Raw genomic sequence first — 26,195 nt, 5'->3', positions numbered from 1 at the left:
GCTTTGTGGCGCAGTTCTTTCAAATTCATCCGGACAATCCTCAAGGGCGGCTGATCAGTCAGGCCGCAGATATAGTGACTAGTGGGGGGGTGATTGTTTATCCCACTGATTCTGCCTACGCGATAGGCTGCCGATTAGGGGAGAAGCTAGCGGTTGAGCGGATTCGCGCCCTGCGTCAGCTGGATAAAAATCACAACTTTACCCTGATGTGTCGCGATCTTTCCGAGTTAGCCACTTACGCCAAGGTGGATAACCAGATGTTCCGCCTGCTAAAGAACCACACCCCAGGCTCCTATACCTTCATTATGCCGGCCACCGCAGAGGTGCCTCGCCGTCTAATCCACCCCAAGCGCAAAACCATTGGTATTCGCGTGCCCGACAACCCCATTGCTTTGGAGTTGATTGAGGCGGTGGGTGAGCCGTTGATGAGCTGCAGCCTGATTATGCCTGGCGATACGCAGCCGCTGACCGACCCCTATGATATTCGCGACACCCTCGAGCACCAGGTGGAGCTGGTGATTGATGGTGGCTTTTGTGGAATGGAAGCGACTACGGTAATTGACCTGACAGGCGATGAGCCCGAGCTAATTCGCCAGGGCTGTGGCGCCACAGATGAAATACTGGGCTGATTAGTGCCTCACTGGTGTATAATCGGCCGTTTGCGATTTTGAGGGTGGGGCAGGGTGTCCAGTGAAGAACTAATAGCCGAGGTGGAGGAACAGGTGCTCGCCGATGTTGCAGCTACCGAATCTGCCGCCCCTGCTGATTCGCCCACGGAAAACCCGCTCTCCGAGGAGAGCGAAGAGGGCGAAGGCCCTCTCGCACTCGTGTTGGGGGAGGCATTTACCGACCTGCCCCCAGATCTCTTTATTCCACCAGATGCTCTGGAAGTTATCCTGGAAGCCTTCGAAGGCCCACTGGATCTGCTGCTTTACTTAATCCGCCGCCAGAACCTGGATATTTTGGAAATTAACGTCTCGGACATCACCCGCCAGTATATGGCTTATGTGGAGATGATGACGTCGATGCGCTTTGAGTTGGCGGCGGAATACTTGGTGATGGCGGCAATGCTCGCCGAGATCAAGTCGCGCATGCTGTTGCCGCGCCCGCCAGCAGCGGAAGAAGAAGAGGGTGAGGACCCTCGCGCTGCACTGATTCGCCGCCTGCAGGAATACGAGCGCTTCAAAACTGCCGCCGAGGATCTCGATGAAATACCGCGCATGGGCCGCGATATCCATCAGGCCAGTGCCGAAGGACCGGACCGTAATATTACCCGGCCCGACCCAGAGGTGGATCTCAAGGAGGTATTGGTTGCGCTGGCGGATGTGTTGCGCCGCGCCGATATGTTTGAGAGCCACCAAGTGGAACGCGAAAAGCTCTCTACCCGCGAGCGTATGACTCAGGTGCTGGATCAGATCCGCCACGGCCAGTTTGTGCCATTCGTGAGTCTGTTCACCGCAGAAGAGGGGCGCCTTGGCGTGGTGGTGACTTTCCTGGCGGTGATGGAGTTGGTCAAAGAGTCTCTGGTCGAGCTGGTACAAAATGAAGCTTTTGGGCCCATTCATGTGCGCGCAGCTAGCCAGGGCAATGAAGCCGGTGATGATGAACTTGACGAAAGTACAGATGACTCCTACGCAGAAGAGCCGGGGGAAACACCCCAGTTTTCCGATGCCGAGAGTACCTTGAGTCAAGACTTGAGTGATCAGGAGTCACATTCTGAAGGGCAGGTGGAGCCCAGAGAAGAAGAGTTGGAACAATAAGATGACAATCGCTCCGGAATTACTGCGCAGAATCCTGGAGGGTGCCTTGTTAGCTTCGGCTCAGCCCCTCAGTGAGGAAAAATTGTTGTCCTTGTTGGACGAGGAGGAGCGCCCCTCCGCCACAACCCTACGGGATGTGCTCGGTGAGATTGCCGAGAGTTGTGCTGGGCGCGGTTTTGAGCTGAAAAAAGTTGCCAGTGGTTGGCGCTTCCAGGTGCCGGAAGATCTGGCCCCCTGGGTGAACCGCCTATGGGAGGAAAAAGCGCAAAGGTATTCCCGCGCAACTCTGGAAACATTGGCGATTATTGCCTACCGTCAGCCGGTCACCCGTGGGGATATTGAGGAGATCCGCGGGGTTGCGGTCAGCTCTCAGATAGTGAGAACCCTGTTGGATAGAGGTTGGATCAAGGTGGTTGGTCACCGCGATGTGCCCGGCAAGCCCTCCCTCTACGCGACTACCAGGGATTTCCTAGATTATTTCAATCTGTCCTCCCTGGATGACTTGCCCACTTTGGCTGAAATCCGTGATATCGAGAGCTTGAATAAGATTCTCGAATCAGAGGGGCTCCCCCCCGAGGAAATCGCGGCTGCACTCGCCGCTGAGGGAGAGGAGCTTTCAGAGGGCGAGCAGGCGAGTGTGGAAACGGAAGAGGAGGCCGGCGCACTGGAAAGTGAGGAGCAGGAGGAATCTGAAGATGCGGAAACGGATACCGATGCTGAGGAGGACGCCCGGGTCGCTGCAGCGCTTGAGGAAATCGCTGCGGAGGCCAATATACAGCTAGAGACCGATGCCGAGCAGCCCGAGATAGAGACCGAAGCTGCCGAAAGTGATGATGTGGCAGTAGCTGAGTTGTCCACAGAGGCGCAAGAAGAGATCGGGGGTGCGGCGCCGGAAGATGAATGGGAGTTGGCGCAGACGCAGTCTGAAAGCCCAGAGGCTTCTGAGCCTTTGAGTGTTGACGCCGAGGAGGAGTCAACTCCGGAAAAAGAACATGAAAGCGAAATTGAACAGGACGACGACGTTAGGGAGCCACAAGCCCCTATCGCGGCAACACTGCCCAAAAGCAGCCTGTTTGGTGATATCGACACTGAGGCTGCAATCGATCAAGAGGAGCCGGGAAGTAGCGATGTCGATGAAGATTCCCAAGAAGTAGTGCAAGCGGAAAACACCACCCCATGAGTGATGGCACCTCGCCAGCAGGCGAAAAATTGCAAAAAGTATTAGCGCGCAGCGGCCTGGGGTCGCGGCGTGAGATGGAGCGCGCGATCGATGCGGGTCGCGTGACCGTTAACGGAAAAGTAGCGGAACTCGGCGAACGGGTGACCGGTGCGGATCATATTGAATTTGATGGCCAGGGCTTGCCCTCCAGCGGGGAAAACCGCTGCCGGGTAATCCTATACAACAAACCTGTCGGCGAAATCTGCTCGCGCCACGATCCGGAAGGGCGCCCCACGGTTTACGACCGCCTGCCCCGGCTGAAAACCGGCCGCTGGATATCCGTTGGCCGCCTGGATTTCAACACCAGTGGTCTGCTGCTGTTTACCAATAGTGGCGAGCTGGCCAATAAGTTGATGCACCCCTCATCGGTGATCGATCGCGAATACCTTGTGCGCATCCAGGGAGATGTGGATGAGGAGATGAAGCGACGCCTGCTTAAAGGGGTGCTATTGGATGACGGCTCAGCGCGCTTTACCGATATTGTCGAAAGCGGCGGCGAGGGTAGAAACCGCTGGTTTTACTGCGTGGTGATGGAGGGACGCAATCGCGAGGTGCGCCGTTTGTGGGAGTCCCAGGGGGTGCGCGTGAGCCGCCTGAAGCGGGTGCGCTATGGCAGTGTATTTATTCCATCCCACGTGCGCGTGGGCCAGTGGATTGAGATGGAGCCCAGGGAAATTGACGACCTCTGTATCACCGCCGGTCTGCCCAAGCTGGGCCAGCGACCGCTAACCCAGGGGGAAAAACAGAACTTGGAACGCCAGAGGCGCAAACTGCGTAAGTCACCGGTACCGGCGCAGCGTCGTAATAAGTCCTGATACGGTTACGTTTTTTTTACGAAAAAGCCCGCATCCTGCGGGCTTTTTCGTGCTTGGGTGCTAGCTTTAGCCTATGGCTGGTTCTCCTTTTGCTCTTCATTTTCAGGAGTTTCTCCAGCCTCTTCTTGCTGTTGATTCTGCATCTCAGACTGTACGCCCTGCGGGCCACCACCCATGGCGTCGTCGACATCGGAGGGAATATCGGACACCGAATTACTGGTGTCATTAGTCTCCTCCTTATTGGCTCCCTCGGTTTTGGTACTGGACTCCATCAGTTGCTTGAGCTTTGCCAGTCCTTGTTCGTAGGACTCCCCCACCATTTTTTTGATGGCCAGCCCCATCCAGCGCTCCCTTGGGCCGCCACCGGTATCGGTATTAAAGCTCCAGACAACCTGGGTGCCGCCGTTTTGGGGCATTAACCTGAATTCCGCGGAGGCTTCACTGCCGTCACCAAAATTAAGCTTGTTGAGTACTGTTGAGTCCGGCGTGCTGGCGATGATGGTCTGGGTTCCGCTGCCCTCATTGGAGTTTTCGCCATGCCAACTCATGGTTGCCCCCACCCCCGTTTCTGGACCGCTGTATTTATATTCCATGGCGGGATCTATATGCCGCCAGGGGGACCAGCTGTTGAATTTTCGATAGTCGTTGACGTAGGGGAATATGGTTTGGGGTGGTTTGTCGATGTAGATACTGCGCTCCAAGGAGACTTCACGGGGAAACAGATAACCGGCTAGGAGCAGTAGTATCAGAAATACGAAGATATAGAGTATCCAGCGCATAGCGGGGCCCTTTGCTATTTTCGGGATCGCTGACCCCGATTGCCGGCGAATAGCCGGCACTAGTCAAGGTTATAGCAGTTCCTCTGCGGTTTAATCGTCGCTGAGATGGATAAGTGGCAGCTTGGTCTCGACACAGAGGCCGGCACCGGGGTGATTGCGCGCGGTAATGCTTCCACCGTGATGCAATATCGTGCGCTGGGCGATAGCCAGTCCCAGGCCAAAACCACCACTCTCGCGAGTGCGGGCGCTGTCCGTGCGGTAGAAGGGGCGGAATATGGCTTCCAGGTCGGATTCTTCCACACCGGAGCCAGAGTCGATTACAGAGATACTGCAGCTGTCTGTGGACTCCTGCACCAGTACCCGCACCAGTCCGTGGCTGGGGCTGTATTTGATCGCATTGCGCAAGATATTCTCCAGCGCTGCGGTCAGGGAGCTGCCGCGAGTAGCAACAAGCAGCTCTTCACCACTGGCGCTCATATCAAAGCCGAGATGTTTATCCGTCGCTTCGATCTGCAGGTCGTCGATCAGGGCCGAGAGTAAACTGTTGAGCTCGACTACGTCATCCAGTGGGCGCTGCTCCTGGTTGCTGACCGGCAAGGAGAGAACGTCGGCGATAATATCTTCGAGATAGTCCGCCGCTTTGCCGATTTTATCCAGTTCAGTATCGAGCCCTACAACTTGCTTCTGGCGGGCGATCGCGAGGGCTACCTGCAGTCGCGCCAGGGGCGAGCGCAATTCGTGGGACACATCTTTAATCAGGCGGCGCTGTTCGGACATGGACTCCTGAAGCTGGGCGGTCATGGAGTCGAAGTCCAGTGCCAAGTCGGTCAATTCATCGTTGCGGGTGCGCAGGCTGGGGGCGACCCGGTAATCCAATCCTCCGGCGGCGACACGCTTGGTGGCGGCGCGCAGTTGTTCTAAAGGTCGGCTCAGGTAGCTGGCCAGCCAGTAACAGGCGACGCCCGAGGCAATCATAGAGAGCAGCAGCATGGGCCAGAAGTTGCGCCAAAGGAATCGTAGTAGCAGCCCCTCTTTACTATCTCCGGCAACCAGGGCAATACGCAGAGGGTCTCCTGTGCGCAGTGGCAGGAAGAAGCCAACGGTAGGTTTGTTATCCACTAGCATATGGGCCTCGCGATTGCGGTAGTCGAGGCTATTGATCAGCGGTGCCATGTTCTGTGGCAGTGGTCTCCCCAGCAGGTCGTTGCCTTCGCTATCTATTGCGTACACCCGCCGCTTGACCTTTTTGGGTGCGCGCTCCAGCCAGTGCTGAAACTGCTCGGGCCCATGGCGGCGGGCGATACGCATATTGCGCATGACTTCTCGAAACAGTGCGGGCCCCTCCCAGCGCTCCTCCTGGCGGGGGTCACCAAATTCGCCAAAATGGGTAATGTAAATGGCGGCAACCACCATCACCATGGCGGTGATCCATGCGCCAAAAAACATTTTCCAGAAGAGGCTGCGCATTTTGATACTACCTACTGCTTGGCCTGGGTGAGCATATAACCGGCGCCGCGGATATTGATAATCAGGTCGCGGCTGGCGCCTTTGTCCGCGAGTTTCTTGCGAATGTTGCTGACATGTACATCGATGGAGCGGTCGTAGGGCATCAGTTTGCGCCCCAGGGCATTCTCGGTGAGTACCTCTTTGCCCACTACATCCCCAGCGCTTTGTACTAACACCTTGAGCACAGAAAATTCGGCCCCTGTCAGAGATAGGGCCTGGTCACTCCAATAGGCCTGATGCTCGGTTGGTAGCAGGCGTAACGGGCCGCTGCTAAGGCTGTCGTCGTTATTTTCTACCTCAACCCGACCGCGACGCAAGATTGCGCGCAGACGCGCCGCCAACTCGCGGGGATTACAGGGTTTGGGTAAGTAGTCGTCGGCACCCATTTCCAGGCCCACGATTCGGTCTACGGTGTCCCCTTTGGCGGTCAACATAATGACCGGCAGGGAGCGACTGGTGGGAGAAGCCTCCTCGCGCAGCTTGCGCAGTACATCAAAGCCATTGTGCACCGGTAGCATCACATCTAACACCAGGGCATCAAAGGGCTGGCTCTGGGCCAACTCCAATCCGCGGCCACCGTCGTTGGCGGCAGTTACATCAAAGCCCTCTCCGGTGAGGTACTCCCGCAGCAGATCGGTTAATTCTGTGTCGTCGTCGATTAGAAGGATGCGGCTCATGATGTTCTCTCAATTGCTGTGGGGCCATTATATGCAAAGCGTTGGCGCTAGTTATCACAGCTCTGCAGGCTTTTTACCGTTCTTAACAAATGTTTACTGCGGTTTGCCCCTGTTTACACAGGCCCAACTTACTATGAAATCACTGAATACAAACGTGAGGACGGAGTGATGAAAAACTGGAAACTGGTGCTGAGTAGCCTGGCCCTGGCCGGAGTAATGGCTGCCCCTGTAGCTACTATGGCGTTTGGCGCTGAGGACGGCCATCACAAGCGCGGATTTGAACATATGGCGCGCAAGTTGGAACTGACTGAGGGCCAGAAAGCGCAGTTGAAGGCTAACAGAGATAGCAATAGCGAAAGCAGGAATGCCCAGCGCCAGCAGTTACAAGAGCTGCGCAAGCAAATCCATACCGCCCTGGAGGCTGGTGCAGACCAAGCCACCTTAGACCAACTCGGGGCCGAATTGGGCAAGCTGCAGGTGCAAAAAATGCAGAACCACTTCCAACTGCGCCAGCAGTTCGAGGCGATACTCACAGATGAGCAGAAAGCAAAATTTGAAGAGTTGAAAGAGCAGCGCAAAGAGCGCCGCATGAAGTGGCGTGAAGAGCGCCTTGAGCGCCGAGCTACAGAAAGCTGATATCCCTAAATCGCAGACTCCTTGTGCGATCCACCGGGCGCACCCTTCCCCAGAGGCCCGGTCGGTTCATAACCCTTTGCCCCCACAATTATGGGGGCTTTTTTGTGTCGAGGTACAGCCTTGGCCAGCTTGCCGTGCCCCGCCTTTGCTGGGAGAATACGCCGCCCCGCCAATAGGTATCTAGTGTGGCCCGGATTGGGCGAAGAGGAATGACTGTGAGCAAAATCGGCTTGTTTTATGGCAGTGACGAAGGCAATACCGAATCTGTAGCCCTGCGCATCCGCGCCCGCCTGGGTGAGGAGCGGGTGGACCTGTTTGATATAGCCGATGTCACACAGTTGGACATTGCCAACTACGAGCAGCTGATTTTTGGTATTCCCACCTGGGATTTCGGCCAGATCCAATCCGACTGGGAGGAGTTCTGGGAGGATGTGCAGGAAATCGACTTCAGTGGCAAGACGGTGGCCCTGTTTGGCCTGGGCGACCAGTTTGGTTATGGCGATTATTTCTTAGACGCTATGGGCATGTTGTACGATGTAATTGTCGGTCGGGGAGCGGCCATTGCCGGTTTGTGGTCGACCGAAGGCTATGAGTTTGAGGCCTCCAAAGCAGAGATTGAGGGCGAAGGCAAATTTATGGGGCTCGCAATCGATGAAGACCAGCAGGAAGAATTGACTGCTGAGCGTCTCAACCTCTGGTGCAAACAGATAGCCGACGAGTTTAATCTTGAAGGTGGTGCCGCCAGTGTCGTTGAGCTGGATGACTAAATCTTCATGCCACAGACGATCCCCTTTAAAGAGTTCTGGTCCTGGTTGGCCGAGCATCCCAACTGCATACTTCGGGCCGGCACCCCGGAGAGCGTCGTTTACGATGATGATGACTACTACTGGCGCTTTGCAGAGGAGGATACCCGCACATTGCTTGTACAAGTGATGCGCGGCAAACGCCCGGTAGCGGAATTTTTTATCGAGCCCTCACATATTGCTTCAGTACAAGTGGGCCCAGGGGAGAGAGGCGAGTTTAACTTCGATCTGATGACAGAAATCCACGGGCAGATGCAGGTCATTTATTATTTTGTACTGTCACATGGCTTAGACGAGCCAGTGAGTTCAGTCGAGGAAATCTCAGAAACTCCAGGGCAGCTTCATTAAAAGGTCGTTTCTTTGTGAAAGCACCAGTTGATAGCTCAACTGGTGCTGGAAAGTCTAGGGTGGTATTAGCTTATTACTGGTTTACAGCTGGCTGTTTTTCTACTGACCCAACACCAATATGCTTATCAAGAAAAGCTAGTAGTTCTGTATAAAGTTTCATATTGTTTTTTTCATTATAAAACCCATGTCCTTCATTGGCGACAATAAGGCTTTTTGCGGGCTTTCCTTCTTTCTCAAGTTTTTCCAATAGCTCCTCTGCGTGCTCAACCGGCACTCGCTCATCTTTCTCACCGTGAATAATAAACAAGGGAATGTTGAGTTTGTCAGTATTGTGGATTGGGGAATTTTCCTTTAGAAAGTTCTTATCTTTACTCAGCTCTCTTTTAAGATATGCTAGCCCCCTATCACGACGTTTGATATCTCCTTTCTTGTACATCATCTCCAAATCATACACGCCCACATAACCCGCAGCGCATTTGTATAGGTCTGGGAATCTGATGGGATTCATTAGGGCTGAGTAGCCACCGAAGCTTGCACCGTAAATACAGATTCGCTGAGGATCAGCATATCCTTTGTCTACAGCCCAGTTAACTGCATCTGCGATATCACTTTGGATTTTCCCTCCCCACTCACGCTCTCCGGCTGTGTAAAAATGGTCTCCATAGCCTGTGGAACCACGGAAATTAACCTGGAGAAACAGGTAGCCATTTTGGGAAAGTATTTGTGCTTCTTGTTCGTATCCCCAATAGTCACGGGCATGGGGCCCACCATGCGGTACCACTACCATAGGCAGATTTTTAGTTTGTCCTTTGGGAAACGTCAGATAGGTGCCTATTCTCATGTTATCTGTGGTGACGAATGACTCAGCTCGCATTGAGTTTAGAGTTTCAGGGGCAAGCCATTCTGATGATGACAATAGAAAATCTACTTTCTTAGTCTTCAAGTTTGCTAAGAAATAATCCCCTGGAAGTCGGTCTCCATAAACTTTTAATATTCCTAAAGAGCCATCACTGGTGAAGCTTGTAAAGTTGATTCTGTAGCCCTCAAAAGCCTTTTTTAAACCACGGAAATAAGCTGCAAATCCATCGCCCTCATCAAAAAAGTACTCTTCAGGGTAGTCGGGGTGCAGGTAAACCCCGATGGGTTTATCACTTTTGGGGTGGTAAATTACTGCGCTAATGTCGGAAATATCGTGGGAAAATATTTGAGTTAATTTGTTTGTTTTAGTGTTAAATTTAACTAGTTGCTCCGTATCGTTAGGGCGGTCTATTTCAAAATAGAAATCCCCTGTTTCTAGATTGCCTCCCCTTGGCCAGCTACGATTTAAAATAGAGTTCTCTAGTTTTTCCCATCCTATTTTAGATTTCTTGTAAAGTTCGCGTTCACCATTTCTGTTGCTGCCGGTAGCGAAGGTTAAATTCCCGTTTCTGTCAGTGTGGGCGCGTCCTACCTGAGGAAGTCCTGTTATTCTTTTTTGTACGCCATTATAAATGTTTACTTCGAGGATTTCTCCTATTGTTTCCCAGTCCTTAGCCCAGGGGGAGGTGGAGATCAATATTTTATTTTTTTCTTTAGGGAGGGTATCAATGATTGTTGGGTGGGCATATGTGGATTCGGCCTTTTTTAAGCGAGATCCGACTTGGCGCTCTCCCGCCAAGTGTCCGAATATGTTTTTGCCTCTAGTGCCATCATAGTTAATGGCAAATAGTGAGCCATAAAATATTGGTGTCTCTAATGCCGCTTCCCTTGATACGACTTCAGTAACAATCCGTTCATTGTTAGCCCAGTAGAAATCGCCGACTTCTTCCTTGCTTCTAAAGCGCAGATGGCCAGTGATCTTCAGAGGGTTGATAGACATAAAAACCAGTATTCTCTCTCCCTCATATAATTTTTTAATGGCTAAATGGGTACCAGTTGGAGAAATTTTTACTTCTTGTATATCTGTATGCCGTACCAAGTCGGACAAGCTAACTTGCCCAGAAAGTGCGAGAGAGGGCCACAGGAAAAAAAGAAATAACAGCTTGCGCATCACTAGAATCCTTGTCATTGATTTTTCTATTATGAATGACAAGGGAAATGAATAAAATAGTGTGGACGCCTAGTGGAGGCGCCCATTAATTAAAAAGTCAGTAAAGATAAATTATTTACTTACTAAGTCTTCAGCCTCTCTATCCGACTTATGCTGATCAAACCAGTACAAAATAGAAGCCACTTTCGCAATCATCTGGCTGGGTCTTGCGGCAATACTGTGAGAGGCGCCTGGAATTCGTACCATTGCAGCTTCCACATCGTTCAACTTCAGTGCCTGGTAAAACTGCTCTGTTTCGGACATCGGTGTGCGGTAGTCCTCCTCTCCGGTAAGCAGCATGGTTGGCGTAGTGACATTGCCCACATAAGTCAGCGGTGAGCGGCGACGATATTCCTCCGGCTTTTCCCAGGGCATGCCTGAGAACCAGTATTTGGTAAAGAACCTGGAGTAATCTGCAGTTAAAACGAAGCTCTCCCAGTTGATTACCGGTTTGGCAACTACTGCTGCGCGGAATCGGTCAGTTTTGCCTATAATCCAGGCCGTTAGGGTGCCGCCGCCGCTGCCGCCGGTAACGAATAATTGCCCCTCATCGATATAACCTTGGTCGATGACTGCATCGACGCCGGCCATTAAATCGTCGTAATCCTGGCTCGGGTAATTGTGATGAATCAGGTTGGCAAATTCATGCCCGTAGCTGGTGGAGCCCCGTGGGTTTGTGTAGAGAATTACATAGCCGGCGGCGGCAAAAAGTTGCACCTCGGCGGCAAACCGGGGGCCATAGTTAGAGAAGGGCCCGCCGTGAATTTCCAACAGCAGGGGATATTTTTTCTTCGGGTCGAAATTGGGAGGGTAGGCGACCCAGCCTTGTATATCGCGGCCATCAAAACTGGACTTGTAATTGATCTCCTCCACGCGGGCCATATTGCGCAACGGCATCACATCGTTATTTAGGCTGGTCAGCGCTTTTACTTTGCCATTGTGGGCCAAAGCCAGCTCTGCCGGATGTTGCGGATTAGTTTGCGTGTAAGCAATAGCTCCGCGTTTGGATGTGGCAAAGTGAGTGCCCGAGTAGGGCCGCCCCAGCGATAGACCGCCAGCATCACTGGCGACTACGGTGTCACTGCCACCAATTTTTTTAATGGCAATTTTTGTGGAGCCCTGATCGTCGTAGCTGTAAGCGATACGTTTGCTGTCGCCGAGCCAGTCGAAGCTGGAGATGCTGCGGTCTTTAGCGGTTTGAACTTTGCGGGACTTGCCGCTGTCGAGATCGATGATGCGCAGGCTGTGTTGTTGGTACCCGAGCCGTTGATCCTCGAATCCCAGGTAGGCAAGCTTTTTACCATCGGGGGAAATCTGCGGGTGGTGATCGGGCCCGAATCTTTCGGTGATCTGCTCGATGTTGCCATCCTTGAGATTTACTCTATAAATTTCAGAGTTCATCAATTCGATCTCGTGATCGGGGTGGCGGTTTGCAGAAAAGTAAATAGCGTCGTTGTTTTTACTCCAGGCGAGACTACTGCCGTGATCGAACTCACCGCTGGTAAGCTGACGCGGCGTGCCGCCCTCACGGGGGATGACAAATACCTGGGTGTGCCCCTGCTTGAGATAACCCATGCCGTCCGCACGATAAATACTGCGGTCGATAAACTGAGGTGGTTTTGCCCACTCTGCGCCCTCGGGGGCACCGGGTAGTTCAACCGGGAGCGGTTTGCTCTCGGGCACAAACATGGTGAAGGCAATTTGTTTGCCGTCTCGTGACCACTGAATATTTGAAGGGGATTTTGGCAGGTGGGAGATCTGCAGATTTTGGCCGTTGTCGAGCCACAATAGGTGTATCTGGGGGCTGCCACTGCGGGAACTGATAAAGGCAATTGTTTTACCGTCCGGGGATAGGCGTGGTGAATAATCAGAGTAATCCCCTGAGGTCAGTGGGCGGTGGTCCTTGCCGTCGGCACTGATGCGCCATAGGTTTGCCCGCTTGTTGTCCGCCATTTTGTTCATGGAGTTGCGGACGTAGTAAATACTCTTTCCGTCGTTACTGAACTGAGGGTCGCTGGCATACTCGAGATTGAATACATCCTCATAGCTGAAGTTAGTGGGTTGCTCTTCAGCGAGGGCAGGACTGGCGATTAATATCGCCGCGGCTATTTTCAATAGTCTGTTCATTATCTGCATCTGCGGGCTCCTCCATTTTGTTATCGGAAGGAGCATACCGCAGAGGCAGTTGGTTAGGAGGCGAATAAGCCGATCCGTGTATTTAGTGGGATAGTCCGTGCAATTAATAAATAATTATCGTCTGGGGCAGTAAGCTCAGGTTAGAAGCTCCCTAAGTACTTCCCGATAGATTTCCTTAAGTATATCCAAATCGTCGGCTTTGACTCTCTCATCAACTTTGTGAATAGTGGCATTGACCGGCCCCAGTTCCACTACCTGCGCTCCTGTTGGAGCGATAAAACGGCCATCCGAAGTGCCCCCGGCCGTCGATAACTCTGTTTCCTTTCCTGTGATTTTTTGAATCGCTTGCTCTACAGCGTGGACCAGTGGACCCTCGGCAGTGAGGAAGGGGTGCCCGGACAAATTAAAGTTCGCTTCATATTTTAAGTTGTACTTATCCAGGATTGCTCGGGCACGGGCCTCCAGTTCTTCGGCGGTGGATTCTGTAGAAAAGCGCCAGTTACAGAGCAGATCCACCTCACCGGGAATCACATTGGTTGCTCCTGTGCCTCCGTTGATGTTGGAAACTTGGAAGCTGGTGGCTGGGAAAAATTGGTTGCCCTGATCCCACTCTTCTGCGGCCAGTTCAGCGAGAGCTGGGGCCAAATTGTGAATTGGGTTTTCCGCCAGATGTGGATAGGCCACATGTCCCTGCACACCGAAGACTTTTAATTCAAGGCCCAGGGAGCCGCGTCTTCCATTCTTGATAATATCGCCGACGCGCTCGCTGCTGGAGGGCTCACCGACAATACAGCAGTCTATTTTTTCTCCCTGCTCCTCAAGCCACTCAACGACTTTGACTGTGCCGTTGATTGCCGGCCCCTCTTCGTCGCTGGTGATCAAAAAGGCGATGCGACCGCTGTGATCGGGGTGCTGATGGATAAATTCCTCGCAGGCCACCACCATTGCTGCCAGTGAGCCCTTCATATCGGCCGCACCGCGACCATACAAAAAGTTATCGCGGATTTGTGGTTCGAAGGGTGGGCTGCTCCAGTTTTCCTCCGGCCCACTCGGCACGACATCGGTGTGTCCGGCGAAGGCGAGCAGTGGGCCTATGCTTTGCCCGTTGCGCACCGCCCAAAAATTATCGGTATCGCCACGGCGCAACTTTGTCACCTTGAACCCAATTTTTTCCAGCCGCTCAATCATCTGATCCATACAGCCTGCGTCCTCGGGGGTTACGGAGCGACGGCGGATAAGGTCAAAGGCCAGTTGCAGTGTGGGGGTCACGGAATAATCCTTTTAGTTGATCAGGTGCGTTGTTATCGGAATTTATGCAGATGGAGAGCGGGCGGGGCCGGGGCCCCGCAGGGTCAGGTTTTAATTGCTGTGCAGAGCTGCATTCAACTCAATGGCACTCTTATTCGTTAAACATTCAACGGCGCCATTGGTGGAATTTCTGCGGAACAGGAGGTCGGACTTTCCGGCCAATTCGCGTGCTTTGATGTATTCGACCAGTTTGCCGCTGTCGTCCAGTAGGGCCACTTTGGTCCCAGCGGTGATATATAAACCCGCTTCCACGGTGCAGCGATCCCCCAGGGGGATGCCGATACCGGCGTTGGCACCCAGCAGGCAGTTGTCACCCACGGAAATCACTATGTTTCCGCCGCCGGAGAGAGTACCCATGGTGGAGCTGCTGCCACCCAGATCGGAGCCAGCACCGACAAAAACGCCGGCCGAGATGCGGCCTTCGATCATGCCCGGTCCCTCGGTGCCCGCGTTAAAGTTGACGAAGCCCTCGTGCATGATCGTGGTGCCCTCACCGAGATAGGCGCCGAGACGCACACGCGCGGTGTGGGCGATACGCACGCCCGTGGGCACCACGTAGTTGGTCATCTTGGGAAATTTGTCGACACAGGCAACTTCCAAGTGCTCTCCGTTCAGGCGCGCTTCCAGTTGGCGCTGTGGCAGTTCTTCCAGGTCGATCGCGCCCTGATTGGTCCAGGCCACATTGACCAGTTTGCCGAAGATACCTTCGAGATTCGTTTCGTGGGGTTTCACCAGCCGGTGGGAAAGCAAATGTAATTTTAAATAGGCTTCAGGTACTGTCTGTGGCGCCTCGTCGCTGGAAAGTACGGCCACTACCAGAGGTCGGTGGCTGTTGGCGAACTGCTGTAGGATCTCCGCCTGTTCGCCCGCCCCGGCACTGTGCAGTTTTTCAGTGAGGCTGTGGAGCAGGGTCGCGTCGAGAGGCAGGCTGTGGTTGCCGCTTTCGATATGTAGGGTCTCGGTCACCGCTTTGGCTATTTCTGCACTGGGTTTGAACAGCGGTTTTGGATAGAAGACTTCCAGCCAGTCGCCCTTGCTATTACAGGTGCCAACGCCGAATCCAATGCTGTAGATATCGCTCATTTTTTTCTCCTAGTTGGCTTGGCCGGTAAGTGCGGCGAACTCTTGCTCTTTAAAACCGAAGTGGGTAGTGCCGCCTGAGCTGGTCACTGGACGCTTGATCAGGGTGGGGGTCTCGATGGCCAGGGTCAAAGCGCTGGCGTTGTCCATTGTGTTTTTCCGTGCTTCGCTCAGGGCGCGCCAACTGGTGGAGCGGCGATTCAGCACTTCCTGCCAGCCAAATTTATTCAGCCAGGCTTTTAGGGGCACATTGTCCATGCCGTCTTCACGGAAATCGTGAAACTGATAGTCGACCCCATTCTTTTCCAGCCATTTGCGGGCTTTCTTTACGGTGTCGCAGTTTTTAATGCCGTACAGAGTAATCACAGTTACGCCTTTTTGGTTTTCTTGGGGTTTTTGCGGTTGGGATAGCAGGTGGTGCAGATTTCGCAGACTGTGCCGTCGCAGCCGCGTGCCGAGCAGTACTCGCGGCCATAAAAAATAATCTGCAGGTGCAATTTATTCCACTTTTCTCTGGGGAATAGCCTTTTTAGATCTTTCTCGGTCTGGGTGACATTTTTACCGCTGGTGAGTCCCCAGCGCTGCGCCAGGCGGTGAATATGGGTGTCCACAGGGAAGGCCGGGTGGCCAAATGCCTGGGACATTACCACACTTGCTGTCTTGTGGCCGACGCCGGGCAGGGTTTCCAGGGCGGCCATATTTTCCGGCACTTTACTGTGGTATTCGTTGACGAGAATTTGTGACAGCTTGCTGATGGCTTTGGATTTTTGCGGTGATAAACCGCAGGGGCGGATAACCGCTTGAATATCCTCCACGGGTACTAGAGCCATATCCTCCGGGTTGTCGGCCAACTGCCAGAGGGCGGGGGTGATCTGGTTTACGCGCTCATCGGTACACTGCGCCGAGAGTAGTACGGCGACTAACAAGGTGTAGGAGTCTTTGTGATCGAGCGGAATCGGGGTCTGCGGATAGAGTTCTTCCAGGCGCTGTAGAATAAAATCCACGCGCTCTTGCTTGAGTAAATTTTTTACTGCCATTCTCGTCTGTGCCTGGGTGGGGCTCCTGGGTTACGGTGTCTGTTGGATTAGTTCGCCTGTCAGGTTTGCCGGCAAAATTCTTTGATGCGCTCTGCAGCCTCTATGCATTCTTCCAATGTGGCCACCAGGGCCATGCGTACATACTCGCTGCCTGGATTTACTCCCTCGCTATTGCGGGCGAGGAAAGAGCCCGGCAAAACCGTGATGTTTTGCTGGCGGTATAGCTCTCTGGCGAACTCCTCCCCGTTGCCGACTCGCGGCCACAGGTAAAAGCTGGCCTGTGGTTTTTGTACTTCTAAGCAGCCGTCGAGAATATCGAGCACCGCGTCGAACTTTTGTCGGTAGAGTGCGCGATTTTCGCGTACGTGCTCTTCATCCTGCCAGGCGGCAATAGAGGCGTATTGGTTGGGTAGCGGCATTGCGCAGCCGTGGTAGGTGCGATAGAGGAGGAATTTCTCCAGCAGCTGAGCGTCGCCGGCAACAAACCCGGAGCGCAGCCCAGCCAAATTGGAGCGCTTCGACAGGCTGTGAAAAACCACACAGCGGTGATAGTTGCTGCGGCCCATTTGCTCGCAGGCTTGCAGCAGCCCGGCCGGCGGCGCGCTCTCATCGAAATAGAGTTCCGAGTAGCACTCATCCGAGGCGATGGTGAAGTCGTAGCGGTCTGCAAGTTCGATGAGTAATTGCAAATCGTCAATCTCTAGCAGGGCACCGGTGGGATTGCCCGGTGAACACAGGTAGAGCAGTTCACACTGCTGCCACACCGATTCGGACACCGAGCCGAAGTCTGGTTTAAAACTATTGTCGGCGAGACAGTTGATAAAGTGCGGCTCGGCGCCGGCGAGCAGGGCCGCCCCCTCGTAAATCTGGTAGAAGGGGTTGGGCATCAGTACTTTACTGCCCGGCGTGACCGTGGCCTGTGCGAAGGCGAATAACGCTTCGCGGGTGCCGTTTACTGGCAGCACCTGGGAATCGGCACTCACCTGTTTGAGTTGGAAACGGGCGCATAGCCAGTCGGCAATTGCCTGGCGCAGGGGGTCAAGGCCTATGGTGAGCGGGTAGGCAGAGATCTTATCCAGGTGCGCGACTAGCGCTCTCTGTACGAATTTGGGCGGCTCGTGTTTCGGTTCGCCGATGGAGAGGGCGATATGGGGTTTGTTCGCCGGCTGCAGGCCCGCTTTCAGTGCCTGTAACTTGGAAAAAGGGTAGGGCTGCAGCTTGTCCAGGTTTGGATTCATGGCGTTCTTATCCGCTCGTCATTGGTGATATTACGGCGCTGTGTGGTCATCCAGCTCCCGGCAAATGGCCTGCTCCAGAGCGTGGTTGGTCTCGGTATTGCAGAGCGCGCGCCCCTCGGCATCGGTGATATGGAAAATATCCTCCACCCGCTCCCCGAGAGTGGAGATCTTGGCATTGTGCAGGCGCAGATCGTGTGTGACAAAGGTGCGTGCAATCAGGGCCAGCAGGCCCGGTCTATCAGCACTGGTGATTTCCAGCGTGCTGTACTGATCTCCCGGTTCTGTGGATAGGTGCGCGCGGCTCTCCAGCGAAAACATCTTTAGGCGCCTCGGGGTGCGCCGTTGGATCACCTTGGAGTAATCCTCCACCAGTTCCAGCTCCTCTTGTAGGGTTTCGCGAATTTGCTGCAGGCGCTGGGGTTCGTCGAGCAGGGGCTGTCCAGATTCATCCAGTACATAAAAAGTATCCAGGGTGTAACCTGAGGCCGAACTGTAAAGGCGCGCGTCGTGCACGTTCAGGTTGAGCATATCGAGTCCGGTGACTGCGGCGGCGAACACATTGGCGCGGTCGGGGGTATAGACGAAAACCTGGGTGGCGCCATCGTGCTCACCGGGGCCCGAGTTGCGCGTTAGTACCAGGGTGTCGCTCGGCAGCAGCGGGCTGTTGCTGTGCAGCTCATGGATGGCCGCGGTGTGCCAGACGATGTTGTCGGCGCTCTCGCGCACAAAGTAGTCCTCGCCCATTTGCGCCCAGATATTTTCTATGGAGGCCTCTGGCAGACCGAGGGCGCTCAGCTTTTCCAGTGCCAGGCTGCGGGTCTCCTCGATGATTTCCTCCCGGTCGACGGGATTCTCCAAACCACGGCGCAGGGCGTGTTGGGTGGCCTGGTAGAGCTGGCGCATCAGGCTGGCGCGCCAGCTGTTCCAAAGCTCTGGGTTGGTGGCGTTGATATCGGCTACTGTGAGGGCGTAGAGGAAATCCAGGTGTTCGCGGTCGCCCACCTCGCGGGCGAAGGCATGCACCACCTCTGGGTCGCTGATGTCCTGTTTTTGAGATACCTGGCTCATCAATAGATGCTTTTCCACCAGCCAGCACACTAGGCGGCGGTCGCGTGCCGGCAGTTGGTGGCGCTGGCAGAATTCGGCGGCGTCCACCACGCCCAACTTCGAGTGGTCGCCGCCGCGACCCTTGGCGATATCGTGGTAGAGGCCGGCAATATACAGCAGCTCGGGCTGGCGCAACCGCTCGAGGATCTCCGCGGCGATCGGGAATTTCTCGCGTGCTTCGGGGCCGCGAAAACTGCGCATATTGCGCACCACCTGCAGGGTGTGGGCGTCCACAGTGTAGATATGGAAGAGATCGTGCTGCATTTGCCCGGTAACGCGGCCGAATTCTGGCAGGTAGCGCCCGAGAATACCGTAGCGGGTCATGCGCGACAGCTGTGTGGAGAGTCCGCGTGCAGAACGCAGCAGTTCCATAAACAGCTCGCTGTTGGCGGAGTCCGCGCGAAAGCGCTCATCGATCAAGTGGCGGTGTTCCCGGATCAGGCGGATAGTTGAGGCACGTACCCGGGTAATCTGCGGGTGCCTGGCCATCAACACAAAGATTTCCAATAGCGCAGAGGGGTGCTGATTAAACACCTGCGGATAGGCGGCTTCAATCGCACCGCCGCGCAGTTGGAAGCGCTCATTGATGGGGGTGATAGCCTGCGCACCCCCTTGTTGGATCACCTCGCCCAAATACTGCAGCAGTACATCGTTAAGCTCGCGTAGGGCCATTACGATGCGATAGTAGCTGTGCATAAATTGCTCAACTGCCAGTTGGGTGTCGCTGTCTTCATAGCCAAATTGTTTGGCTAGCTCCCTCTGGTAGTCGAACAGCAGTCGCTCCTCGGCGCGTCCGGCAAGCAGGTGAAGGCCGTAGCGCACACGCCAAAGGAAGCTTTCGCCGGACTGCAGAATGGCGAATTCTTCCTCAGTGAAAAAGGCCTTGCCCTGCAGTTGTCTGAGCGTGCGTACGCGAAAAAAGTACTTCGCTACCCAAGAGATAGTCTGGATATCGCGCAGCCCGCCGGGTGCGTTTTTGATGTTGGGCTCGAGAATATATTCCGCTGCCTGCTGGCGGTTGTGGCGCTCATCCTGTTCCGCCAACTTGGCTTTGAAGAAGTCCTCGGTGGACCAAAGCTTGCTCCCCTCCATCCCGGCCGCAAGCCGTTCGCCGGGTTTGCTATCACCCACCACAGTACGGGACTCGGTGAGATTGGTGATGACAGTGATGTCCTCGGCGGCCAGCGCCAGGCACTCTTTTACGTTGCGCACTGAGTGACCGATCTCCAAGCCCAAATCCCAGAGGAAAGTAATGAGGCGCTCTATGTTGTCGACTGTTTCATCATTGGCCCGTTCTTCGGTGAGGATCAACAGGTCGATATCGGAATGGGGGTGTAGCTCCCCGCGCCCATAGCCTCCGACGGCCAGCAAGCTGGCGCCCGGTCTCCAGCTGTACTGATGCCAGGCGTAGTGCAACAGGCAGTCGATGAATAAGGCGCGCTCATGCACGAGGGTGGCCACATCTTCCCCCTCGCGAAAACGTTCAGCCATCTGGTGCTCGGCAGCGCCAATCGCATCTTTAAATACTTGCAAGGGCGGTTTTTCACGGGAAGCCAAGTCCCGGCGAAAGCGGGTTTGATCGAAGAAGAACAGGGGGCGCTCGAAGTAAGGGATATTGGCCGGCTGCATGACTGAAGTCCGTTTGGCAGTGTCCCGCCGCGCGGCAGCGGGACTGTGCATCTTTAATTGGAGCGGGGAGAGTTTGCGATTAAAACTTTTCCTCACCGCGTGCGGTCAGTACCTCAACCCCGTTGCTGGTGACCACCATGGTGTGCTCCCACTGCGCCGATAGGCGGCGGTCCTTGGTGACTGCCGTCCAGCCGTCGCCGAGAACGCGGGTTGCGGCTTTGCCGGCATTGATCATCGGCTCAATAGTGAAGGTCATGCCCTCCTGCAAAACTTCGCCAGTTCCGGGCTGGCCGTAGTGCAATATCTGAGGTTCTTCGTGGAAGACATCGCCGATACCGTGACCGCAGAAGTCGCGTACGACGGAGTAGTAATTCTTTTCGGCATGCTGCTGGATCACATGGCCAATATCACCGAGGCTGGTACCCGGGCGCACTATCTCAATAGCCTTGTACATGCATTCTTGGGTTACGCGCACCAGTCGCTCGGCGTGTGCAGCGGGCTTGCCGACAAAGAACATCTTGCTGGTGTCGCCGTACCATCCATCCTTGATCACGGTGACGTCAATATTAATGATGTCGCCCTTTTTGAGGACTTTGCTTTCAGAGGGTATTCCGTGGCAGACCACTTCATTTACCGAGGTGCAAATGGACTTTGGGAAGCCTCGATAGCCGAGGCAGGCGGGAATGGCTTTCTGCACATTGACAATATGGTCGTGGCAGCGGCGGTCCAGTTCTTCCGTTGTGACACCAGGGACCACATATTCGCCAATCATTTCCAGGACCTCTGCGGCGAGGCGGCCCGCGGTGCGCATTTTGGCAATTTGTTCCGGCGTCTTTATGGCTGAGGTCATGCGTGTCCTTAAGTCTATCTGTGAAGGCGGGCATTGTAGCGGATTGCCGGTGGTGGGGCATAGCGTCAGGGCTTGACACTATTCAGCGAGCGAATCGGCGCACTCATTCGCACCATATTTGTCCGCGTCCTTCACTCAGCTGTGCGATTGTGGTATAAAGCGCGCCGCTCCGGAATGCTTCCGGGGTGAAAATGCCGCACACGCATCGACACATGTGTCTGGGTGCCTCGATAGGGGTTGACGCATGGGATGTGTGGAGGACTAACCCGTATATATAGAGGTTTATTATGCCGCAAGTAAGCATGCGCGATATGCTGCAGGCTGGTGTTCACTTTGGCCACCAGACCCGCTACTGGAACCCGAAGATGGGTCAATTCATCTTTGGTGCCCGCAACAAGATTCACATCATCAACCTGGAGCACACTGTACCGGCCTTCAACGAAGCCCTGCAGGTGATCAAGGGGATGGCTGCTCAAAAGAAAAAGATTCTGTTCGTTGGCACCAAGCGTGCTGCACAGAAATCTATCAAAGAGCAGGCTGAGCGCTGTGGCCAGCCCTTCGTCAGCAATCGCTGGCTGGGCGGTATGCTCACCAACTACAAAACCATCCGCGCGTCCATCAAGCGTTTCCGTGAGCTGGAAGCCCAGTCTCAAGATGGCACTTTCGAAAAGCTGACCAAAAAAGAAGCTCTGATGCGCACCCGTATGATGGAAAAGCTTGACCGCTCCATCGGTGGTATCAAAGACATGGGCGGTCTGCCCGACGCGATTTTCGTAATCGACGTTGAGCACGAGCGCATCGCCATCCAGGAAGCTAACAAGCTTGGTATTCCGGTAATCGGTGTTGTCGATACCAATAGCGATCCCGCTGGTGTTGACTATGTAATTCCCGGTAACGACGACGCTATCCGTGCAATCAAGCTGTACACCACTGTTGCAGCTGATGCGGTGCTCGCCGGTGCAGCGGAAGCTGGCAGCGCGGTGAACAAAGACGAGTACGTCGAAGCTAGCGATGACGAAGCTGCTGCAGAGTAATTTGCAGGGCTAAGTAGTGTAACGGAGTAGCGTTACATTGCGAACTTAAAAAGGGGCCCGAATTACGGCCCCTTTTTTCTAATTTTTAGTGACAGAACCCCGAGGAAAAAATCATGGCGATTACCGCGTCAATGGTAAAAGAACTGCGCGAGCGTACTGGCCTGCCGATGATGGAGTGTAAGAAAGCACTTACCGCAGCGGATGGCGATATCGAGAAAGCGATCGAAGACCTGCGCAAAGCCTCCGGCCTGAAGGCTGCTAAAAAAGCTGGCCGTACCGCTGCAGACGGCGTTGTCGCTGCAAAAGTAGCCGAGGACGGCAGCTACGGTGTGTTGGTTGAAGTGAACTCTGAGACTGACTTCGTTGCCCGCGATGAAAACTTCCAGGCTTTTGTTGCCAAGGTGGTCGATAAGGCATTTGCTGAGCGTCAGCAGGACGTAGCCGCCCTGATGGAAGGTGATCTGGAAACTGCTCGCGAAGCACTGGTTCAGAAAATCGGTGAGAACATCGGTGTGCGTCGAATCCAGCTGGTTGAGGCTCCGGTTGTAGGTGCCTACGTACACTCCAATAATCGTATCGCCGCCCTGGTAGCTCTGAGCGCTGGTGAGGTTGAGCTGGCGAAAGACGTTGCTATGCACGTAACCGCGGTAAACCCCCAGGTGAATAAGCCTGAAGATATGCCTGCTGATGTTCTGGAAAAAGAGAAGGACATCATCAAGGCGCAGCCGGATATGGAAGGCAAACCCGCTGAGATCGTTGAGAAAATGATGGGTGGCCGTATCAAGAAGTTCCTGAAGGAGAACAGCTTGGTAGAGCAGCCTTTCGTTAAGAATCCTGACGTGAGTATTGGCAAGCTGGTTAAAGAAGCCGGCGCTGACGTAACTTCTTTCGTTCGTTTTGAAGTGGGCGAAGGTATCGAGAAAGAAGAGGTGGACTTCGCTGCAGAAGTAGCTGCACAGGTTAAGTCCTCTTCTTAATTGATAATAGTGGGTGCCCTGTGCGCTCACTCGCGGTGGGGTGCCTTCGCTGGAGCCTATGTGCTTACAGCGGGGCACCCCTCTGTGTAAATGACTGAAAGTGTTGTAATGTTCGGCGGCAATACTTGGCCACTAAACAGGTACATTTGAGAGGACCGAAGAATGCCCGGTATTAAAGACCGCAAATATAAAAGAATTCTGTTGAAACTCAGCGGCGAAGAGCTGATGGGTGATCAGGGTTTTGGTATCAGCCCTAAAGTGCTGGACAAAATGGCCCTGGAGATTGGCCAGCTGGTAGGTATCGGCGTTCAGGTTGGATTAGTTGTGGGCGGCGGCAACTTGTTTCGCGGCGCGGCCCTGAGTGCAGCCGGACTCGATCGCGTGACCGGTGATCATATGGGAATGCTGGCTACGGTAATGAATGCCTTGGCCCTGCGAGATGCACTGGAAAGGTCCAATATCTCCTCGCGGGTAATGTCCTCTATTCAGATGAGCGGAATTGTGGACCACTATGACCGCCGCGCGGCCATTCGCTACTTGGAGCGCGGTGAGGTACTGATTTTTGCCGCGGGTACCGGCAACCCATTTTTTACCACAGATTCTGCAGCCTGCCTGCGCGGTATTGAAATTGAGGCTGAGTTGGTGCTAAAAGCCACCAAGGTAGACGGTGTTTATTCGGCTGATCCGGTACTGGACCCTACCGCAACCCGCTATGACCAGCTGACTTATGACGAAGTGCTCGATAAAAAACTTGGCGTGATGGATTTGACTGCGATCTGTCTCTGCCGCGAGCACAATATGCCCGTTCGGGTGTTCCGTATGGATAAAACCGGTGCGCTGCTCAATATTGTCGTGGGCGGCGAGGAAGGCACGCTAATCGAAGAGGAAGTGAAATCGTGATTGAAGATATCAAAAAAGACGCTAAGACTCGCATGAGCAAGGCGCTCGACGCACTGGCCAATAATTTCAATAAAATTCGCACCGGCCGTGCGCATCCGAGTATTCTCGACGGTATTCATGTTTCCTATTACGGTTCAGATACTCCACTATCTCAGGTTGCCAATGTCACAGTTGAGGATGCGCGCACCTTATCGGTGACTCCTTGGGAGAAAAACCTGGTTCCAGACATCGAAAAGGCGATTATGAAATCGGATCTGGGCCTCAACCCAAGCACAGCGGGTGCGGTTATTCGTATACCGATGCCTATGCTGACCGAAGAGACTCGCAAGAACTTTATTCGTCAGGCTCGCGGTGAGGCTGAGACTGCGCGTGTGTCTATCCGAAATATTCGTCGCGATGCGCTGGCTGAGGTGAAATCTTTGGTCAAGGACAAGGAAATCTCCGAGGACGATGAGCGTCGTGCAGGTGATGATGTTCAGAAAATTACAGATCAGTTTGTAGCGGATGTCGATAAGGCGCTCGCAGCTAAAGAAAAAGATCTGATGGAAATTTAATGGGTAATAGTGGTACCAGCTTGAGCTCCCCAGTCCCCCGACATATCGCCATTATTATGGATGGTAATGGGCGCTGGGCCGCCCGCAGAGGGCTCTCGCCCTCGGCTGGGCACAAGGCTGGAGTTGAGCGCATACGCGATCTCCTGTCTGCGTGTAGGAGTCGCGGTGTAGAGGTGCTGACATTGTTCGCTTTTTCTAGCGAAAATTGGCAGCGCCCTCCTAAGGAAGTGGAGCTGCTAATGACGCTGTTTCACTCCTATCTGCGCAAAGAAGCTAGGCGTATGCGTGATGAAGGCGTGCGCCTGAGAGTGGTAGGGCGCAGGGATCGTTTTTCGCCTCGCTTGCAGCGCGCCATTGTGGAAGCGGAGGAGATTACCCGGGGCTGTACTCAGGGCGACCTGGTTATTGCTGCGGACTATGGCGGTCGCTGGGATATTGCCCAGGCGGCAAAGCAGCTTGCCGAAGAGGTGGTCAATGGCCAGCGGTCCCTCGACTCCATTGATGAGGATGCGGTTGAAAGCCATATACAGCTCGCGGATTTGCCATCGGTGGATCTATTGATAAGATCCAGTGGCGAGCAGCGTATAAGTAACTTTATTCTCTGGCAGGCCGCCTATAGCGAGTTATTTTTTACCGATACGCTCTGGCCGGATTTTGATGAAAGCGCCCTTGATGAGGCGATAAAAGCATTCCAACAGCGCGACCGGCGATTCGGTGGGCGCGCTGAAGGTGATGGCACGGCTGTGCAGGCCTGACAGGGATCGGGCCAAATGCGCGGCCATTTTTTTGTCCGCGAATAATTTTTAGGAATATTACACCGGGGCGTTCAGGCTTGCTGTGCGATAGTAGGCTGAGTGTAGGTCCAGATGAAAGGGGTTTTCGGTGCTTAAACAAAGAATAATTACTGCGCTGGTATTGCTGGTACTTTTCGCTGGAGTTTTGTTCCTGCTACCAATTCAATGGTACACACTGATTTTCGTAGCCGTGATTTTGCTCGGTGGTTGGGAGTGGGCCAATCTTTCCAACCTCAATCGCGCACTGCGTTTTGTCTTTCTCGCCGCACTGGGCGGAACCCTGGTATTCACCGCGGAATATGTTTTTTCCATGGATTTCGGATCCCCGGATATTGATCGGGCCCGTCAAATCCTGGCAGTAGCCTGCGGTTGGTGGGCGCTTGCTTTTCACTGGGTCCAGAGCTACCCCGCCAGTGCCTCGCTGTGGGGCAATCGTTGGGTACGTGGACTGATTGGGCTAGTGGTTCTGGTGCCCAGCTGGTTGTCGCTGGTGGTTTTGCGTGGGCTCGATCACGGGGCCTGGCTGGTATTGTATGTCGTCGCTATTGTTGTCGCTGCCGATGTGGGCGCTTATTTTGTCGGGCGCAAGTTCGGAAAGCGCAAGTTGGCCCGCGAAGTGAGTCCCGGCAAATCCTGGGAGGGTTTTTTTGGCGGTTTGGGAGCCTGCTTGATACTCGCACTGGTTACTTCCTACCTGTTTGATCTTCCTCTGAAAAATACTGTGCTGTTCTCTTTCGGTGTACTGGTAACTGCGCTTGCCTCAGTCATTGGCGACCTGCTGGAGAGTATGTTCAAGCGGCACCGGGGTATCAAAGACAGTAGTCATATTCTGCCAGGGCATGGCGGTGTTATGGATCGGCTGGATAGTCTCACTGCGGCTTTACCGGTTTTCACCATGGCGGCCCTCGCTAGTGAGCTGCCTAAGTACTTATAACGGGTA

Annotated in this window: 24 protein-coding genes and 1 pseudogene; 13 read left to right on the top strand and 12 right to left on the bottom strand. The window is 54.2% G+C overall.

From position 1 onward, the window contains the following. Nucleotides 1–5: 5 nt before the first annotated feature. The 4 genes and pseudogenes from MJO52_RS15040 to rluB all read left to right on the top strand — a co-directional run bounded on the left by MJO52_RS15040 (nucleotide 6) and on the right by rluB (nucleotide 3,794). Nucleotides 6–629: an L-threonylcarbamoyladenylate synthase gene (locus MJO52_RS15040; protein WP_252082697.1), complete on the top strand. Its 624-nt coding sequence runs from the start codon at nucleotides 6–8 to the stop codon at nucleotides 627–629. A gap of 93 nt (nucleotides 630–722) precedes the next feature. Continuing rightward, nucleotides 723–1,583: pseudogene (locus MJO52_RS15035) on the top strand (segregation and condensation protein A); the annotation flags it as partial. Between the two features lie 178 nt (nucleotides 1,584–1,761). Then, nucleotides 1,762–2,940 (top strand): SMC-Scp complex subunit ScpB, encoded by a 1,179-nt coding sequence (scpB, locus tag MJO52_RS15030; RefSeq protein WP_252082696.1) that lies wholly within the window; start codon nucleotides 1,762–1,764, stop codon nucleotides 2,938–2,940. Beyond that, nucleotides 2,937–3,794: a 23S rRNA pseudouridine(2605) synthase RluB gene (gene rluB, locus MJO52_RS15025; RefSeq protein WP_252082694.1), complete on the top strand. Its 858-nt coding sequence runs from the start codon at nucleotides 2,937–2,939 to the stop codon at nucleotides 3,792–3,794. Before scpB ends, rluB begins: the two co-directional genes overlap by 4 nt. A gap of 71 nt (nucleotides 3,795–3,865) precedes the next feature. Here the strand turns inward: rluB and MJO52_RS15020 are convergent, their stop codons facing one another. The 3 genes from MJO52_RS15020 to MJO52_RS15010 form a co-directional block, all read right to left on the bottom strand. Next, nucleotides 3,866–4,573, bottom strand: coding sequence for an SRPBCC family protein (locus MJO52_RS15020; protein WP_252082693.1), 708 nt, complete (start codon nucleotides 4,571–4,573; stop codon nucleotides 3,866–3,868). Between the two features lie 90 nt (nucleotides 4,574–4,663). Beyond that, nucleotides 4,664–6,040, bottom strand: a complete 1,377-nt coding sequence (locus MJO52_RS15015; RefSeq protein ID WP_252082691.1) for an ATP-binding protein — start codon at nucleotides 6,038–6,040, stop codon at nucleotides 4,664–4,666. An 11-nt stretch (nucleotides 6,041–6,051) separates the two neighbouring features. Further along, entirely contained in the window at nucleotides 6,052–6,756 is a 705-nt protein-coding gene (locus MJO52_RS15010; protein ID WP_252082689.1) for a response regulator transcription factor, read from the bottom strand. 168 nt (nucleotides 6,757–6,924) lie between these two features. Between MJO52_RS15010 and MJO52_RS15005 the strand changes: the two genes are divergently transcribed. The 3 genes from MJO52_RS15005 to MJO52_RS14995 all read left to right on the top strand — a co-directional run bounded on the left by MJO52_RS15005 (nucleotide 6,925) and on the right by MJO52_RS14995 (nucleotide 8,543). Next, on the top strand, nucleotides 6,925–7,392 hold the full coding sequence (locus tag MJO52_RS15005) for a Spy/CpxP family protein refolding chaperone (RefSeq protein WP_252082687.1): 468 nt from the start codon (nucleotides 6,925–6,927) through the stop codon (nucleotides 7,390–7,392). 215 nt (nucleotides 7,393–7,607) lie between these two features. Further along, complete coding sequence (locus tag MJO52_RS15000) at nucleotides 7,608–8,159, top strand: flavodoxin (protein ID WP_252086009.1); 552 nt, start codon at nucleotides 7,608–7,610, stop codon at nucleotides 8,157–8,159. Nucleotides 8,160–8,165: 6 nt separating this feature from the next. Then, the gene (locus MJO52_RS14995; RefSeq protein ID WP_252082685.1) at nucleotides 8,166–8,543 is read left to right on the top strand and encodes a hypothetical protein; all 378 of its coding nucleotides are present in this window, start codon (nucleotides 8,166–8,168) and stop codon (nucleotides 8,541–8,543) included. A 73-nt stretch (nucleotides 8,544–8,616) separates the two neighbouring features. On the opposite strand, the gene MJO52_RS14990 is transcribed toward MJO52_RS14995, so the two are convergent. The 9 genes from MJO52_RS14990 to map form a co-directional block, all read right to left on the bottom strand. Next, nucleotides 8,617–10,572, bottom strand: coding sequence for an alpha/beta hydrolase family protein (locus MJO52_RS14990; RefSeq protein WP_252082684.1), 1,956 nt, complete (start codon nucleotides 10,570–10,572; stop codon nucleotides 8,617–8,619). A gap of 111 nt (nucleotides 10,573–10,683) precedes the next feature. Then, the gene (locus tag MJO52_RS14985) at nucleotides 10,684–12,747 is read right to left on the bottom strand and encodes a S9 family peptidase (protein WP_252082683.1); all 2,064 of its coding nucleotides are present in this window, start codon (nucleotides 12,745–12,747) and stop codon (nucleotides 10,684–10,686) included. Between the two features lie 135 nt (nucleotides 12,748–12,882). Further along, the gene (gene dapE, locus MJO52_RS14980; protein ID WP_252082680.1) at nucleotides 12,883–14,016 is read right to left on the bottom strand and encodes a succinyl-diaminopimelate desuccinylase; all 1,134 of its coding nucleotides are present in this window, start codon (nucleotides 14,014–14,016) and stop codon (nucleotides 12,883–12,885) included. Nucleotides 14,017–14,106: 90 nt separating this feature from the next. Next, complete coding sequence (gene dapD / locus MJO52_RS14975) at nucleotides 14,107–15,138, bottom strand: 2,3,4,5-tetrahydropyridine-2,6-dicarboxylate N-succinyltransferase (protein ID WP_252082679.1); 1,032 nt, start codon at nucleotides 15,136–15,138, stop codon at nucleotides 14,107–14,109. A gap of 9 nt (nucleotides 15,139–15,147) precedes the next feature. Continuing rightward, nucleotides 15,148–15,501, bottom strand: coding sequence for an ArsC family reductase (locus tag MJO52_RS14970; protein WP_252082678.1), 354 nt, complete (start codon nucleotides 15,499–15,501; stop codon nucleotides 15,148–15,150). Nucleotides 15,502–15,503: 2 nt separating this feature from the next. Next, on the bottom strand, nucleotides 15,504–16,172 hold the full coding sequence (nth, locus tag MJO52_RS14965) for an endonuclease III (protein WP_252082677.1): 669 nt from the start codon (nucleotides 16,170–16,172) through the stop codon (nucleotides 15,504–15,506). 59 nt (nucleotides 16,173–16,231) lie between these two features. Further along, nucleotides 16,232–17,410, bottom strand: coding sequence for a succinyldiaminopimelate transaminase (gene dapC / locus MJO52_RS14960; RefSeq protein WP_252082675.1), 1,179 nt, complete (start codon nucleotides 17,408–17,410; stop codon nucleotides 16,232–16,234). A gap of 30 nt (nucleotides 17,411–17,440) precedes the next feature. Further along, on the bottom strand, nucleotides 17,441–20,146 hold the full coding sequence (locus MJO52_RS14955; protein ID WP_252082673.1) for a [protein-PII] uridylyltransferase: 2,706 nt from the start codon (nucleotides 20,144–20,146) through the stop codon (nucleotides 17,441–17,443). A 79-nt stretch (nucleotides 20,147–20,225) separates the two neighbouring features. Continuing rightward, complete coding sequence (map, locus tag MJO52_RS14950) at nucleotides 20,226–20,996, bottom strand: type I methionyl aminopeptidase (protein ID WP_252082672.1); 771 nt, start codon at nucleotides 20,994–20,996, stop codon at nucleotides 20,226–20,228. Between the two features lie 287 nt (nucleotides 20,997–21,283). Here map and rpsB point away from each other — a divergent pair, with 287 nt between their 5' ends. From rpsB to MJO52_RS14920, 6 genes are all read left to right on the top strand, one after another. After that, nucleotides 21,284–22,030 (top strand): 30S ribosomal protein S2, encoded by a 747-nt coding sequence (rpsB, locus tag MJO52_RS14945; protein WP_252082670.1) that lies wholly within the window; start codon nucleotides 21,284–21,286, stop codon nucleotides 22,028–22,030. A 113-nt stretch (nucleotides 22,031–22,143) separates the two neighbouring features. Next, the gene (gene tsf / locus MJO52_RS14940) at nucleotides 22,144–23,007 is read left to right on the top strand and encodes a translation elongation factor Ts (protein WP_252082668.1); all 864 of its coding nucleotides are present in this window, start codon (nucleotides 22,144–22,146) and stop codon (nucleotides 23,005–23,007) included. A 162-nt stretch (nucleotides 23,008–23,169) separates the two neighbouring features. After that, entirely contained in the window at nucleotides 23,170–23,907 is a 738-nt protein-coding gene (pyrH, locus tag MJO52_RS14935) for a UMP kinase (RefSeq protein WP_152452478.1), read from the top strand. Then, the gene (frr, locus tag MJO52_RS14930; protein ID WP_252082666.1) at nucleotides 23,904–24,461 is read left to right on the top strand and encodes a ribosome recycling factor; all 558 of its coding nucleotides are present in this window, start codon (nucleotides 23,904–23,906) and stop codon (nucleotides 24,459–24,461) included. The genes pyrH and frr overlap by 4 nt, the downstream gene beginning before the upstream one ends. Further along, nucleotides 24,461–25,216 (top strand): polyprenyl diphosphate synthase, encoded by a 756-nt coding sequence (gene uppS, locus MJO52_RS14925; RefSeq protein WP_252082665.1) that lies wholly within the window; start codon nucleotides 24,461–24,463, stop codon nucleotides 25,214–25,216. The genes frr and uppS overlap by 1 nt, the downstream gene beginning before the upstream one ends. Nucleotides 25,217–25,343: 127 nt before the next feature. Beyond that, on the top strand, nucleotides 25,344–26,189 hold the full coding sequence (locus MJO52_RS14920; protein ID WP_252082663.1) for a phosphatidate cytidylyltransferase: 846 nt from the start codon (nucleotides 25,344–25,346) through the stop codon (nucleotides 26,187–26,189). Nucleotides 26,190–26,195: the final 6 nt, after the last annotated feature.

This window comes from Microbulbifer variabilis (assembly GCF_023716485.1).
Classification (GTDB): Bacteria; Pseudomonadota; Gammaproteobacteria; order Pseudomonadales; family Cellvibrionaceae; genus Microbulbifer; species Microbulbifer variabilis_B.
Note: the sequence above shows the minus strand (reverse complement) of the source record. Positions and strands in the feature narration are given on the sequence as shown.